The 13,521-nt window shown below is 62.7% G+C and carries 11 protein-coding genes; 5 read left to right on the top strand and 6 right to left on the bottom strand.

Features of this window, described 5'->3' with window-relative positions:
• Nucleotides 1-69: 69 nt before the first annotated feature.
• On the bottom strand, nucleotides 70-1,662 hold the full coding sequence (locus BST27_RS11965; RefSeq protein WP_069418251.1) for a protein kinase domain-containing protein: 1,593 nt from the start codon (nucleotides 1,660-1,662) through the stop codon (nucleotides 70-72).
• A gap of 153 nt (nucleotides 1,663-1,815) precedes the next feature.
• On the opposite strand from BST27_RS11965, the gene BST27_RS11960 reads away from it, so the two are divergent.
• The 4 genes from BST27_RS11960 to BST27_RS11945 all read left to right on the top strand — a co-directional run bounded on the left by BST27_RS11960 (nucleotide 1,816) and on the right by BST27_RS11945 (nucleotide 4,561).
• Nucleotides 1,816-2,418, top strand: coding sequence for a cyclic nucleotide-binding domain-containing protein (locus BST27_RS11960; protein WP_069418250.1), 603 nt, complete (start codon nucleotides 1,816-1,818; stop codon nucleotides 2,416-2,418).
• 191 nt (nucleotides 2,419-2,609) lie between these two features.
• Complete coding sequence (locus BST27_RS11955; protein ID WP_069418249.1) at nucleotides 2,610-3,050, top strand: DUF4383 domain-containing protein; 441 nt, start codon at nucleotides 2,610-2,612, stop codon at nucleotides 3,048-3,050.
• A 27-nt stretch (nucleotides 3,051-3,077) separates the two neighbouring features.
• A complete protein-coding gene (locus tag BST27_RS11950) occupies nucleotides 3,078-3,626 on the top strand; it encodes a thioredoxin family protein (RefSeq protein ID WP_069418248.1) in 549 nt (182 codons plus the stop codon).
• Between the two features lie 482 nt (nucleotides 3,627-4,108).
• The gene (locus tag BST27_RS11945) at nucleotides 4,109-4,561 is read left to right on the top strand and encodes a DUF3592 domain-containing protein (protein WP_069418247.1); all 453 of its coding nucleotides are present in this window, start codon (nucleotides 4,109-4,111) and stop codon (nucleotides 4,559-4,561) included.
• 10 nt (nucleotides 4,562-4,571) lie between these two features.
• Here the strand turns inward: BST27_RS11945 and BST27_RS11940 are convergent, their stop codons facing one another.
• Nucleotides 4,572-5,603: an epoxyqueuosine reductase gene (locus BST27_RS11940; RefSeq protein ID WP_069418246.1), complete on the bottom strand. Its 1,032-nt coding sequence runs from the start codon at nucleotides 5,601-5,603 to the stop codon at nucleotides 4,572-4,574.
• Between the two features lie 137 nt (nucleotides 5,604-5,740).
• On the opposite strand from BST27_RS11940, the gene BST27_RS32395 reads away from it, so the two are divergent.
• Entirely contained in the window at nucleotides 5,741-5,887 is a 147-nt protein-coding gene (locus BST27_RS32395; RefSeq protein ID WP_170062303.1) for a hypothetical protein, read from the top strand.
• A gap of 29 nt (nucleotides 5,888-5,916) precedes the next feature.
• Here the strand turns inward: BST27_RS32395 and BST27_RS11935 are convergent, their stop codons facing one another.
• From BST27_RS11935 to BST27_RS11915, 4 genes are all read right to left on the bottom strand, one after another.
• The gene (locus BST27_RS11935; RefSeq protein ID WP_170062302.1) at nucleotides 5,917-7,395 is read right to left on the bottom strand and encodes a PE family protein; all 1,479 of its coding nucleotides are present in this window, start codon (nucleotides 7,393-7,395) and stop codon (nucleotides 5,917-5,919) included.
• 421 nt (nucleotides 7,396-7,816) lie between these two features.
• Nucleotides 7,817-8,035 (bottom strand): PASTA domain-containing protein, encoded by a 219-nt coding sequence (locus tag BST27_RS32390; protein WP_069418244.1) that lies wholly within the window; start codon nucleotides 8,033-8,035, stop codon nucleotides 7,817-7,819.
• 432 nt (nucleotides 8,036-8,467) lie between these two features.
• Nucleotides 8,468-9,628, bottom strand: coding sequence for an iron-containing alcohol dehydrogenase (locus BST27_RS11925; protein ID WP_069418243.1), 1,161 nt, complete (start codon nucleotides 9,626-9,628; stop codon nucleotides 8,468-8,470).
• A 573-nt stretch (nucleotides 9,629-10,201) separates the two neighbouring features.
• The gene (locus BST27_RS11915; RefSeq protein WP_069418241.1) at nucleotides 10,202-13,510 is read right to left on the bottom strand and encodes an MMPL family transporter; all 3,309 of its coding nucleotides are present in this window, start codon (nucleotides 13,508-13,510) and stop codon (nucleotides 10,202-10,204) included.
• Nucleotides 13,511-13,521 lie beyond the last annotated feature (11 nt).

Below are 13,521 nucleotides of genomic sequence, written 5' to 3'. Positions count from 1 at the left end.
TCACAGTGATCAAGAGGGCTGTGGTCGCTATAGCAAGTAGGACTACAAACACGGTCCTGGTCGTCCGCTTCACTGCGACGAACATTCCGGCACGGGGGTCGTCAGATTTGTGTAGACCGCGCCCACGTAGGCGCCGTTGGACAGGCGGAACCAAACCTTGCTCGGTGTGTGTCCCGCATTGGTGCGTAGATCACCAAGCGTCTGACAGACCACGATCACGGTCATGCCGTCCTGCAGGGCGTTGGGAACTAGGGGCGGTGCGTTGATGTACGGAGCGACGCGCTGCTGGACACCGCAGGTGCCGCCCTCGTCGCAGGTACCGACAATGACTGCGGGAAAACCGGTTCGCGGCGACGGCGTGGGTATTGGCGGTGACATCGTGGTGTAGGTCGTTGTTCGCGGTGTCGACGTTGTGGTGTACGAGGGCAACGACACCTCAGACGGCATTGCCCCGACGGTCAACGACGATGGTGCCGCAGTAGGCGTAGGGCCGCCGTCGTCTGAGCTCTGGATTACAACTACCGCTCCGATGATCGCTGTGGTGATGACTACCACCGCGCAGATGCAGACGGTCCAGATCAGGGTTGCCGGACGGCCCGTCGCCGAGATAGGCGGCCTCGCGCGCCACTCCCGCCCATCCCAGTAGAGCATCCTGGGCCCACCGCTGGGGTCGGGGTACCAGCCCGGCAAAAGCGGTGGCGGCGACTGGTGCGGCTTCGGCGGCGGGGCCGGCGCGCTTCGGGTTGGCTCAGACGCCGCCCTCTTCAGAGGTCTACGCGCTTCCATCGTCGGCTCAAGCCGTGTCGCCGCATCGTCGATGGTCAATGCGTGTGCAGCTAGATTACGGGCGAACTCGCTGCAGCTCGTGAATCTCTCATTCGGATCTTTGGCCAACGCTGTCGCCAGGACGGGATCGAGGGGAGCCAATTCGGGCCGTTTGTTGGCCAGCGGGGGCGGATCCATCGTGAGGTGGCGCCCTATCACCACTGCGGGACTGGACTCTCTGAACGGTGGAGAACCAGTCAGCAGATGGTAGGCCGTGGCTGCCAGCGAGTACTGGTCGGCGCGACCATCGATGTCATCACCCTTCAACTGCTCCGGCGCGGTGTACGCCACGGTACCGATGGTCATGTTAGTCGCAGTCAGTCCGCCCATGTCGTCAACAGCTCGAGCAATACCGAAGTCTGTCAACATGATCCGTCGCTCGTCTGCATCATCGACGCTAGTGATCAAGATGTTGGCGGGTTTGACATCACGATGGAGGAGCCCTTGCTTGTATGCGTAATCCAGGGCTGAGCCAACATCGTTAACGATGGCGATTACCAACTCCAACGGCATACCGACGGGATAGCGCTCCGCCATCAACTTGCCCGCGTCTGCACCGTCGACGAAGTCCATCGAGATCCACAGCCGCTCCTGGTATTCGCCGCGATCGTGCACTCCGACGATGTTCGGATGCCACAACGTCGATGCGAGGTTGGCTTCCCGAAGAAACCGTTCGCGAAAGCTGACGTCAGCGGACACTTGGCTTCCCAACAGCTTCAACGCATCGCTGCGAGGTAGCCGAGGATGCCGAGCGAGGTAAACCTCCCCCATTCCCCCCGCTCCGAGCGATCGCACGATGGTATAGCCAGCGAATCTGTCACCGGCGTCCAGCGGCATGTCCGGATCGTACCCGCAGGAGTTCAGTTAACACACCGCATCGCACGGCGACAGTCGCCCGCGGAGCAGCAGGATGGCCCTACTTCCTACCCCTTTACCGCAAAAGCTCGTAGGCTCCACGATGGCACACCCCATCGCACCTCAGGAGCCGCTATGAGCGCCGATACGAAGGAACAAGAGGAAGCCATCCGTCGGCGACGGGAGGAAGACGTCCGCCGGTTACGCAATTTCCCCGCATTTGAGAAGTTCTCGGATGGCGATCTGAAACGTCTCGTGTCGGCGGCGCATCACTCTTCGCAGTCGGTGCCATGGCCGCTGATTCGCGAGCAGACCCCGTCCGACGCGTGTTTCATCCTGCTCAGCGGTGAGGCCGGGGTGTATGTCGGGGACGCCCGCATAGCGGTGGTGGGCCCGGGCGAGGTAATCGGCGAATCTGCTTTGCGCCGAGGGCAATTGCGTTCGGCCACGGTGACGACGATCGGACCGGCCGAATTCCTGCGCATCGAGCGCAACGACCTGGCCCGCTTGCTCGACGAGATTCCCGCGCTACGGGAAACCATGGACTCGACCGCCGCGCGGCACACGCCGGTTACCCCCACGCCGAAGCCAAAGCCCGAGCGTTCTAAGTTAAACGCTTCAGTACCAACCGATTTGGTCGAGAGATTCGAGCAAGCCGCTAACGATGCGGGGGTCAGCGCCGGGGCCGCGCTCGAAGAGGCTCTCAGCCAGTGGCTCGAAAAGAAAGGCTCTTCGTAGGAAGCTTGTCGTCGTGGCCGAAGACCCTGCTTGCCACGGCGGTGATCACATCTTCGGCCCCTTGTCTGGCTGCCCGCATGAGTTGTCGGTGTCCGCGACGAACTTTGCACTCGACCGAACTCATTTGCGCCGGATCTACTACGGCGCGTAGTATTCGGCTTTATCCCCCTCCCTATCCTTCGGAGGTGCGAATGAAGTGGAGTTTCGCCCAACTCGGGCTACTGATCATCTGCGCGTTTCACGTCATCCAGGCGGTAATCGGCTTCATACTCGAACCGAGCTTCGCGACGGGACCCGACGCGCCAACCGTCCGCCTCCTCGGAATGGACTACAACGGCTGGCACGCCGTCGCAGGGCTGGCGTTGTTCGGACCGGGTCTGGTATTCGCGGTCCGCAAGTCGTGGTCCGTGCTCTATCTCATCCTGGCGGGGATAGCCGGTGCCGCACCCGGCATTTGGGCCTTTTTCTCCGATCAGGTCGCGTTCGTGTTCACCTTTCCCAACAACGTTGCTGATGCTGTGGTGCACTTGGCCACGGCTGCAGTGATGATCGGCGTGGCGGCTGTACAAATCCGCTTGGATGGCGGGGTGCGGAATTCGCTCGCCGACCTCCGAAAGGCGAGCGGTTCATAGTTACCGGACCGACGTACGCTGTCCGACATGGCCATCGAATCCACAATGCTCGCCCTCGGCACGCCCGCCCCGTCATTCTCGCTGCCCGAGCCGGCCACCGGTGCCCCCGTGAGCCTCGACGACCTGTCCGGCCCGGCACTCGTCGTGACCTTCATCTGCAATCACTGCCCCTACGTGCAGCATGTCGCGGCCGGCCTCGCCGCCCTTGGCCGAGACCTGAAGGAAAAAGGCGTCCCGATGGTGGGCATTTCCAGCAATGACGTCGTCACCTATCCGCAGGACGGGCCCGACCAGATGGTCGCCGAAGCTCGCCGCCAAGGCTGGACGTTCCCTTACCTCTACGACGAGACGCAGGACGTGGCCCGCGCGTTTTCGGCGGCCTGCACGCCCGACACCTTCGTGTTCGACGGCGAGCGACGACTCGTCTACCGCGGCCAACTCGACGACTCCCGACCCAAGAACGGCTTACCGGTAACCTGCGCTGACGTACGTGCGGCGGTCGACGCCGTGCTTGCCGGAGAGCCGGTCAACCCAAACCAGCGCCCGTCAATCGGGTGCGGCATCAAGTGGCGTTGAGTCCGACCTAGCACTAGTACGTTTCCGCGCGTTTATCGTCCTGCCATTGCTGCGCGCGCGGCGAAATCGTTTACGTGGATTTGCCCAATTCGCCCGGCGGACTGCCGCGCGCCGGCCGGATCGAGCCACCAAACATGGGGTTCCGATGGGCGCAAGCAAAGGGCAGAATCACACACGACGGCTGCGACCAGCAACTTTTTCACCGAACAACGGGTGAAGCGAAAGGACATGGTGGAGACTAATTCGCTGCTCCCCGTGGCCGCTATTGGGATAGTCTCCGTATTTCCAGTCTTCCTCCTCATTCTGCTGTGGAGATCACGTGCCGACCGTGGCAGGCGCACGGCCGCGGTCCCGGAATTGCCCCAAGGACCGAGGGTGACCGCCCCCGACCCGGACGACCACAACGATGGTCAACTTGTTTTGCGCCCCAGCGAGGCCGCCAGATTCAGGCGGGGCGGGTCGTCTCCCTGCTGCTGGGCGCGGTGCTGCTGGCGGTTGGCTGCTACCTGCTGGCGATGTACAGCCCGTTCCATGCGCTAATCAGCACCTGGCGTTACCACCACTGGCCGAAAGCCACCGCCACAATCGTCGAATACGACGGGAAGCGCAGTGGCAGAACAAGTCCCAGCTGGCGCGTCTATCACTACGAACTGCAGGGTCACCAATACGAGGGCCGCGGCCCCTACCTCGCCGGGTTCAAGAACCACCCGCTCGACATGCCCGTCGGAATGAAGGTGACGATCGCCTACAACCCCGACAATCCCGAGCAGGTGCTGAGCGAGGCTGATTCCCGAGTCGATCTGTTCCGTTATGACGGCCTGATATTGGGCGCTCCGAGTGCGCTTTTCGGCTTGTTCCTCGGTATTGCGGCCTTCCAAAGAGTACGTGTCCAGACAACACCGCAGCGACGCCGCGGCAGGCCCGGTCACCTCTAGCAGCTGCGATCTACACCCCGCGGATTCCGCTCTCGACGACCTTCACTCGCTTATGCGGATACCGGCGCTCGGCGTGCGCTTTGGCCGGCGAATTCGGCAACACATACAACGTTTCCTTCTTCTCCTGCAACGGCTTCAGCACCAAGTCCATGAAACCCTTGCGGTCGTCGAGGTAGGGTTCGATGACGTCCTCACCAGCCGGGCACACCGCCAGGCAATAGGCGGCCTTGTAGTTGGGTTTGAACGCCAAGCTCTGCCACATCGAGGCGTTCTCGGAATCGGTGACCCGCGAACGGAAATCGGCCGCGTCGTCGCTGTCCGCGATGGTCTGCACCCAGTCGGTGAATCCGCCCATGAATTCCCGGTAGTTGTGTACGGAGCACGCAAGGAAGTCGAACTCGCCGTTCTTCCCGATGGCGCCGACGGGGCACGCCGCGACACACAGCTTGCATTCCAGGCAGGGGCTGTAGTCCAATGGCTCGCCGTAGCTACTGATGGGCGCGTCCACCAGGATCGTGCCGAGCAGGATGAAGTTGCCGAACTTCGGGTGGATTACGTTGCGGTGGATGCCCATCACACCAAGGCCCGCGGCCACCGCAACCGGCTTGTGCGCGACCACCCAGATGCGGCCGGGGAATCGGTCCATCTCCATCGGAAAGGTAGCCGAGGGGTTCAGCGCGCGATAACCGGCGTCCTGCAGCTGACGCACGATGCGGTGGGCCGCCTCATTGAGCACCTCTCCGCTGCGATGGAATTCCTGATTGGCCACACTGCGCGCCGTCGAGCGGACATTGTCCCGGTTCATCCTCACCACCAGGGAGATGTAACTCCGCGCGCCCGGTAGTGCGGCCCGGACATGTTCGACCTCCGAGGCGAGGTCGGGATTGTCGACGCTGGCGAACGCGACGTCATCAACGCCGGCCGACAAGCACAATTCGCGAAGCCAACCCGCGTCGAGCGGCCCGGGCTTACGCGTCGCGCGTGAGCGCACCTTTTGGACGGTGGGGTGATCCGCCAGTCGGTCGGAAAGCTTGTTCGCCATACTGGGTATACTACACAATACTCAGCATTGGTGCACGGCATGAAGCGCTGCCCCTGGGGCCGCGACGTTCGACGCTTAAACAGGGAGCCGCACGGGAACCCAGGATCGCAGTGGCCCCCGACACAAGAAGGACGACGATGGCCAAGGCATCAGATGACCGCGGTGACAGCAGAAACGAGCCGAAGGGCGGCCGTCCCGGACCAGTCGATCATGGCCGCGAGGGCGGGATGGCAACGCGCGAGAAGGCTCCCGAACTCACCGAACCTTCCAACGACGACGGGTAGATCCCGGTCGCGCCGGGATGACGAGGCGACTACCCGATCGGTGTAATTACCTGTGCCAACTGGGGTCCGAAGCTCAGCAACCCTGGGATGAGTCCACCTACGGGGGTGTCGCCGGAGAGTTGTAGCGGCAGGAGGGTGCCGTCGAGGTCTACGAATATCTCGGGCAAACTCAACGGAGCGAGCAGGCCGCCCAGCGGAATGTTGGTTATCGACGGAAGACCAACACCGAACAGGCTGACCACCGCAGGAGGCAACGATATGACGGTGGTGCCGTTGAGGAACCCGTTGGCAACGTTGGCCGGTGCGGTTAGCACGGAGACCGCGGCCGCCGAGAGGTTTCCGGCCTGCAGGGCGCTGGCGAGGGCCGCCCCGCTGGAATTGAGCGAGCTCAGCGCATTCACCGGCGCGCCGAACACGTCCAGGGCCAACTGCAGTGGCACTCCGAAGTTGAGGTGCGCCTCACTGCTGATGGTGAGCGTAGTACCGAAATTAGTAAGGGCGGAAACCAAATTCGTCGCGTTCTGCGCCATCTGCGCCGGGATCGAGCCGGCGGGCAGCAGATTGGTGAAGTTCTGCGCCATCTGAGCCGGGAGGTTGAAGATCGGCGCTAAATCTCCCAGCGGACCCTGCGGGGTGATGGTGATCGTCGCTACCGACTCGTCCGGCGTAATCGACGTCGTGCTGTCGAAGCCGGGAAAGAAAGCGTTGACCAGCGCTGTGTTGATGTCGCCGTAAGCGGCCACGTTGTTGCCCGCCAGCAGATCCTGGAAGGCGGCCTGGAAGCCGGCGGGTAGCAGCTGCGCGCCGGTGCCGATGTCGCGAGCGGCGCTCGTCAGCCCGTTGGCGATGGTTTGAGTGGCGGCGATCTGGTTGTTGATGAAGCCTTGCACGTAGGGCACCGGGTTGAAGGACGCCAGTTGCTGCAGGCCTGTTTCGATTGTCGCCGGCGCATTTGCCAACTCGGACGGAAGGTTCTGAATGCCGGTTTGAATCGATGCGCCGATGGTTTGCGCATACCCGTTCTGATTGTTGATGATCGCGCGCAGCAGCGGGAACGGGTTGCTGTTCGCCGTGTTCCCGATGGCCTGCAGATTGGCGAGCGTGTTGGCGCCCAGCGCCTGGTAGGGCGCCGCGACGGCGCTGGCAAAGCTTTCCAACCCGGCGATCAAGCCGGTTGGCTCTCCGGCCGCCGCCGAAAGGCCCGCTGTCAACCCACTGGCAGCGGCATTGGCGGACTCGGCGCTCGTGTAAGCGTTCGCCCCGGCATTGATGAACGCGACGAACTGCTGGTGAAACGCCTGGGCCTGGGCGCTCAACGCCTGAAATTCATTGCCGAAATTGCCGAAAAGCGAAGCGACCGCCGCCGAAACTTCGTCTTGTGCGGCCGCAGCGATCCCTGTTGTGGATGGCGAGACGGCCGTGGTGGCTTCGGCCACCGAGGCACGGATACTCGCCAGTTCCTGAGCGGCGGCCTCTATCAGTTCGGGTGTTGCGATCACATACGACACGTGCATCCCCTTGATTTGATTGCGTGATGACTAGCGGTCACCCCCCCGATTCGCCTCAAGTTACTCGCGAGTTTCTTACTTTCAAGTAATGTGCGTGGACTCTGCGGAAATGCGCAGTTCATTCACAGCGGATCGCCAGGCTCGGCAGTTACTTGGCGGTCTATGGCAATCTCAACCGCGCAGCCAGCGATCACAATCCTTGAAAGATCCTGCACTGCAACCGATTACTGCTTGACTCCGCTCGGCCAGGGCGGATTTCGCAAGCGCGCGCTCGATGTGACTCTCCGAGAGGCTGTGAACGGCGTGGCTAGCAAAGATAGGTGAGGACCTCCGGTTTCGGCCTGGTTACCTAACCACTCCGATCACCGAGTATCCTCATATCTCGCGCTAGATATCGGCCGCAATCTGCGGCGACCGCAATTTATGGCTTGGTCACTTTCAACACGACTGTGTCGGCAGCGCTGACGGAGGTGCCGGGAGGCGGTTCAACACCGACAACCGTCCAGTTCGCTGGCACAAAGACATTTTGGTATTTCGGTGTCGCAGAAGCAAGCTCAACATCGGTGAATCCCAAGGCCTTGAGCTTGTTCTGGGCAATTTTTGCGTTTTGGCCGATCACATCTGGGATGGTGATGGCCACAGCGGTCGTTGCTGGCACGGCGTGAGTGTTTGACGGTTCGGCGCCTGGGCCTGGGGGCGGGGTACTGTTCGGCCAAGAGGGAGCACTAGACGCTGGTTGGGTTTGTGTAATCGTCACCGTGGCTGCTGGCGTTGATGTGTTGCCTCCACAACCAGCAACAGTCAATACTGCTGCTGCCCCGATGACGGTGCCCACTGGGACAACCTTTCGCTTCATGCTTCCTCCTGTAATGGATAGTGCGTTGACTGGCAGCGTGCAGCGAGATAGCTCCGGCTATCTGTCAAATTCGCACAATTCGCCGCGCAAATACGAGTCATGGTTCCTCTGTTCTGGGCACTGCGACTCGGAGCGTACGACGGGTTGTCATTACGCGCGACATAACTACCAAAATTTTGCATTACTGCAAAGGGCAGCGTGCGACGGTGCTGACCCTCACCCGTACACCCGTGCGTAGATCGCCTCAATCTGCTCGGCGGTCGGGACCACCGGGTTGTTCGCCGGCGAACCGGACGCCAGCGCTTGTTGAGCCATCAGGGGAGTTAACGAGTCCCAAGCCTGCCTGTCGATGCCATAAGACCGCGGTGTAGGAACCTCGAGTTCAGAACACAATTGAGCAAGTGCTTCCACGAGAGCCCGGGCGGCGACCGAGTCGCTGGCCTGAATGTCGACGGTGCCGTATGCACGTGCGCAGTCGGCGTACCGCCCCTCGGCACCATCAACGGAAAATTCCGTCACCGCGGGAAAGAGCATCGCGTTGGACAACCCGTGGGCCACATGGAAATGCGCCCCAATCGGGCGACTCATGCCGTGCACCAACGCGACGCTCGAATTGGAAAATGCCATGCCCGCTTGCGTGGCAGCGACCATCATGGCCTCGCGCGCCCCCGGATCCGAACCGTCCCGGTACGCCCGCTTGATGTTGCCGGCAATCAGCCGTATGGCCGACAGAGCAAAGGTGTCGCTGATGGGATTGGCCTTGCGGCTCACGTACGCCTCCACAGCGTGAGTGAGCGCATCGACACCGGTGTCGGCGGTCAGCCGCGGCGGCATCGACATGGTGAGTTCAAAGTCCACGATCGCGGCGACGGGTAGGAACGACAAACCGGGGCACAGCATCTTCTCGTTCGTCTCGCTGTCGCTGATCACCGTGAATTGTGTTGCTTCCGAGCCGCTTCCGGCCGTGGTCGGAATCGCGACGACAGGCAGCGCCGGCCCGGCATAGTTGCTCGGCGCCTTGAACTTTCGCATCGGGCCGCCTTGGTGCGCCAGCACAGCCAACGCTTTCGCGGAATCCATCGGGCTACCGCCGCCGAAGCCGATGACGCAGTCGGCACCGTGCGCACGAACCGCTTCCAGCCCGTCCTCCAACGACGCAGTGGTGGGGTCCGGGACCGTGCGATCGAAAAGTGCAACCGACATTCCCGCCTGGCTCAGCAGGTTGAGGACCCGCTCTGCCGCGCCGGTCGCGGTCAAATACGCGTCGGTGACCAGCAGCGGACGGCCCAGCTTCAGGCCTTCGAGCACGTCGGCTAGCTCGCGGATCGCGCCGGCCCCGATCCGGACGTAGCGGGGAAAGGAGATTACTGCTGACAACGGTTCACCTCTGGATGGCGCGAATGTGGCGGCAGTGCACGGTAAGCCGAGGGGACGCAAGTTTCCGCCAAGCTTTCACCAAGCACCGTCCTGGAATCTCTTTTCATCGCCCGCTGCATCAATCAGCGCTCCGGGAAAGGCAATGAGACATGGCAAGCGCCGTCGCGTTCACACTGGGTCTTCTTCTGAACATCTTCCTGATCATCGCACTGGTAATCCCCGCGCGGCGCCAATCTCGTCTAGCCGGCACAGTTCAAGAGAGCACCCAGCGTCCAACAGAGTCCCGACCCGCGCTGCGATTGAGTGTCGACAGTCTGGACACCACGCTTCTCTCCGGCACATTGATGAGCTCTCTCTAACCGTGCGCTAGGGCTTCTTTGCCAAACGGCCAGGTCCGGTTCCCCCCAACCATGACGGCCTCTGCCGGTGAAGGCGTCGACGTCGACCTCCTCCTCGGTGGCGATGCCATAGCCGGTCAGGACCGGCGCAAGGCCGCGGATCAGGCTCGTCGCGTTTTCCAGTACAGCGGCACCGGTGTTTGCCATGCACCGATCGTTGCACGCGGGAACCCTTTTACGCACGCCCTTCATACATCTGCCGCGGCGCGTGGTGATGCACATTGACGCGTGGACCACGTTGCGCCACATGGCCGTTGGACGCGTGCAACCGCAAGATCCGCCCACCGAGTTGCACATATGAGCCCGGGCGCCACAACGCTGGCTCCCACGGCTGCAACCTGGCCCAGTCGAGCTGGTCCGGGTCGCGCATGAAAACCCCATTGGTGGAGTTGCAATCGACGACGAGCACCTCTCCGTTGACGATTCGCACTTCCAGGTGGGCCCGGGACATCTCACCGGCATGATCGTCGATGGCGATCGGACGAAGTCCGCGTTGCACTGCTTCAGACCCGCGCGGGTCGCGGCCGATGATGCAGTCGTGGTCGATATCAAACCGAGAGTTGTCGTCCAGGACAACCCATCGCCTCAGGTGATCCGATTCACCCAGCGAAGGCTCGGGCATCCAGTCGCTGCGAGCTCGCGCGTCCCTGTTGAAAGGTCGGCTCGGTGGCACCGGTGGCGCGGGCTTCGGTGCCGACCTCGCCGGCGTCGACCACAGGACGGCGCCTTCTCCCGGCACGGTTCCTTCCGTCAGCTTGAAGACACCGCTCACACCGGGGGAAGCGTGTGATCGCTGGCCCAACTCGTCGACGGTGATCACCGTGGCTACCCGGGGTGTGGGCACGGATCGGTGCACCAAGCGCCCGCGCCCGCGCAGCACGGTCCGGTCGGCGCCGTCATCGAGCGTGACGGTGACGCTGCCACACAGCAAGATCTCCAAGCCTGTCGACGTCGGCATGATGATCCCGACGTCGACCATGGTGTGATCCCAGGGTTCCCGCGCGATCGCCTGGAATGCGGTGACCAACTTTTGCGGGCTCGTGTGCCGGACCATGTCGACGAGCGCGGCCAGTTGTTTTGCGGCCAAGGATTTTTGCGACAGCGGCTCCCGCTCGCGGTGCGCCACAACGATAACCGTGCCCTTGACATTTGCGACGAGGTGCCGACCGGGGATGACCTCGACCTCGGCTGGCTTCCCGGTCGGGATGGGGCCACTCGGAATACGTTCCTCGACAGTCTTTTTCGTCGGTGAAGCCGGGATCTCCACCGGCGGCGTAGCGGGCGGGGCTGCGGGCGAAGCGGCGGCCATCGCCGGCTCCACCGCCGATATGACTTCCTCCACCCCGGACGGCTCCTCGCTGATGCCAATGCGATCGTGCAGCCATCGCAACGGTTTCGGCGCCCACCAGTTGAGGTCGCCGGCAACGCGCAGGAACGCTGGCACCACGACGCCGCGAATGATCGATGCGTCAATCACCACAGCCAGCGCCGTGCCGATGCCGAACATCTTCATGAAGGACAACCCATTGGCGAAAGAGATCAAGGTGATCGTCAGCAAGAGCGCAGCGCTGGTGACGATTCGGCCCACCCGGCCCAGCCCGATGACCGTTGAAGCGTTGTTATCCAACCCTGAATCGCGGGCTTCCTTGATCCGCGAGAGCAGGAATATCTCGTAGTCGACCGAGAGGCTGAACGCGATAGCGCACAGCAAGACGACCATCGACGGGTTCAGCGGTGCCGGCGAGACACCGAGCGCCGACGCCAAGTGGCCCTCTTGGAAGATCCAGACCATCACACCCAGAACCGCGCTTAGCACAAGAAGATTCAGCGACAGCGCTTTGACCGGCACCACCACGCTGCCGGTGAACAGGAACAGCAGTATGAAGGTGGAAACGGCAATCAGGCCGATCGCAACGGGAAGTCTGTCGGCGATCGCGGCGCGACTGTCGATGAGTGTTGCGGTTGGGCCACCGACCTCAACCTGGCGATTGGTGATCTTGCCGCGAATGTCTCGGACCAGATCCTGGGCGGTGTCCGAATCGGCCTGAACCGTAAGGAAAACGGTGGCGTAGGCGGGCCCCGACCCCGGGACCGCGGGCTCCTCCCCCACCAACTGGCCGTGCTCATACCTGCCGAGCGGACCATTGACCAGCTTGACCCCGTTTATGCGGGAGACATCCGCGGAAAGCTTCTTTAATGCTTCAGGGTCATTGCGGGTGACCAGGGAGATCGCCTGCGAGGGATCCAGCGGGAAATCCTGCTGCAGAGACTCGGCCACCAGGCGCGCACTGGAATTCGTCGGCAGCGCGCGCTCGTCAGGGGTGGCGTACTGGGCACTGAGGAACGGGATGCCCAACGCCAACAGCACCGCGACAACCGGTAGCGCATACAGGAGTGGCCGGCGCGTCACCACCTCGGCGAACCGGCGCCAGAACAGCGAATCGGCCGACAACGCCGTCTTTCTGCGGATGATCGACAGCGAGTCGACCCGCTTGCCCAGCAGCGCAAGCATCGCGGGCAGCACAATGATCGCGCTCAACGCCGACAGCAAGACGGTGGCGGTCGCGGCCAACCCGACCGACCGCAGGAAGTAGGTGGGGAAGACCAGCAGGCTCATCATCGCCAGGGTGACCGTGGCGGCGCTGAACAAGATGGTTCGGCCGGCGGTGGTGACGGTGGCGATGATCGCGGGATGGTGGTCCTTGCCGTTGGCGCATTCCTCGCGGTATCTCGACACCATCAACAGTCCGAAGTCGATGGACAAGCCGAGGCCGAACGCGGTGGTGACGGTGAGGGCGTGCACGGACACGTCGGTGAGCGCCGTCATGAGCAGCAACACCGACAAGGTGGACACGATCGAGACGACACCGACGACCACGGGCAGCAATGCTGCGATCAGACCGCCGAACACGATGACCAGCACGGCCAGTGAAACCGGGACAGCGATGCTTTCGCTGGTCTTGAGATCCGCTTTGACCTTGTCCCTGATCTCCTGCTGCACACCGAGGGAGCCGCCCGCGCGCACATCGACATTCGGGTCATGTGGCAAAGCCGCGATGATACGTTTGGCCGTTTCGGCGGCCTCGTCTCCGGTTCCGCCGACGTGCACCAGCATCAGGCCAGAGCGGCCGTCCTTACTGCGCAGGTCGGTGGCACCCTGGTCCCCGAAAGACCTGGTGACCTTGGCATTTTTCTCGGCAGCGATCACCCGGAGCACTTGATCGCGCAGCGCGGCGACCTGAGGGCTTTCGACGTTCCCCTCGCGCGGGAGGAGCTGAATCACCAGATTCGACGTATTACCGAACTGCTGGTTCAAGAACTCGTCGGCCTGCGACGATTCCGACGACGGGTCGGTGTTTCCGCCGGTGCCGAGCTTGTCGGAGACCGAACCGCCGAGCACGATGCTGAGGACCATCACTGCCAGCACGAGGGCCAGGACCGCAATTGGGCGCCGCACGGTGAATGCGGCGAGGTGCCTCAACATGTCAGTTGCCC

This window comes from Mycobacterium intermedium (assembly GCF_002086275.1).
Classification (GTDB): Bacteria; Actinomycetota; Actinomycetes; order Mycobacteriales; family Mycobacteriaceae; genus Mycobacterium; species Mycobacterium intermedium.
This window is presented reverse-complemented; position numbering and strand designations above follow the sequence as displayed.

Coding starts and splice junctions, on each gene's coding strand:
- BST27_RS11955 (WP_069418249.1), top strand. CDS start 2,610: ATGAAGTGGAGTTTCGCCCAACTCGGGCTACTGATCATCTGCGCGTTT.
- BST27_RS11950 (WP_069418248.1), top strand. CDS start 3,078: ATGGCCATCGAATCCACAATGCTCGCCCTCGGCACGCCCGCCCCGTCA.
- BST27_RS32395 (WP_170062303.1), top strand. CDS start 5,741: ATGGCCAAGGCATCAGATGACCGCGGTGACAGCAGAAACGAGCCGAAG.
- BST27_RS11940 (WP_069418246.1), bottom strand. CDS start 5,603: ATGGCGAACAAGCTTTCCGACCGACTGGCGGATCACCCCACCGTCCAA.
- BST27_RS11960 (WP_069418250.1), top strand. CDS start 1,816: ATGAGCGCCGATACGAAGGAACAAGAGGAAGCCATCCGTCGGCGACGG.
- BST27_RS11915 (WP_069418241.1), bottom strand. CDS start 13,510: ATGTTGAGGCACCTCGCCGCATTCACCGTGCGGCGCCCAATTGCGGTC.
- BST27_RS11965 (WP_069418251.1), bottom strand. CDS start 1,662: ATGCCGCTGGACGCCGGTGACAGATTCGCTGGCTATACCATCGTGCGA.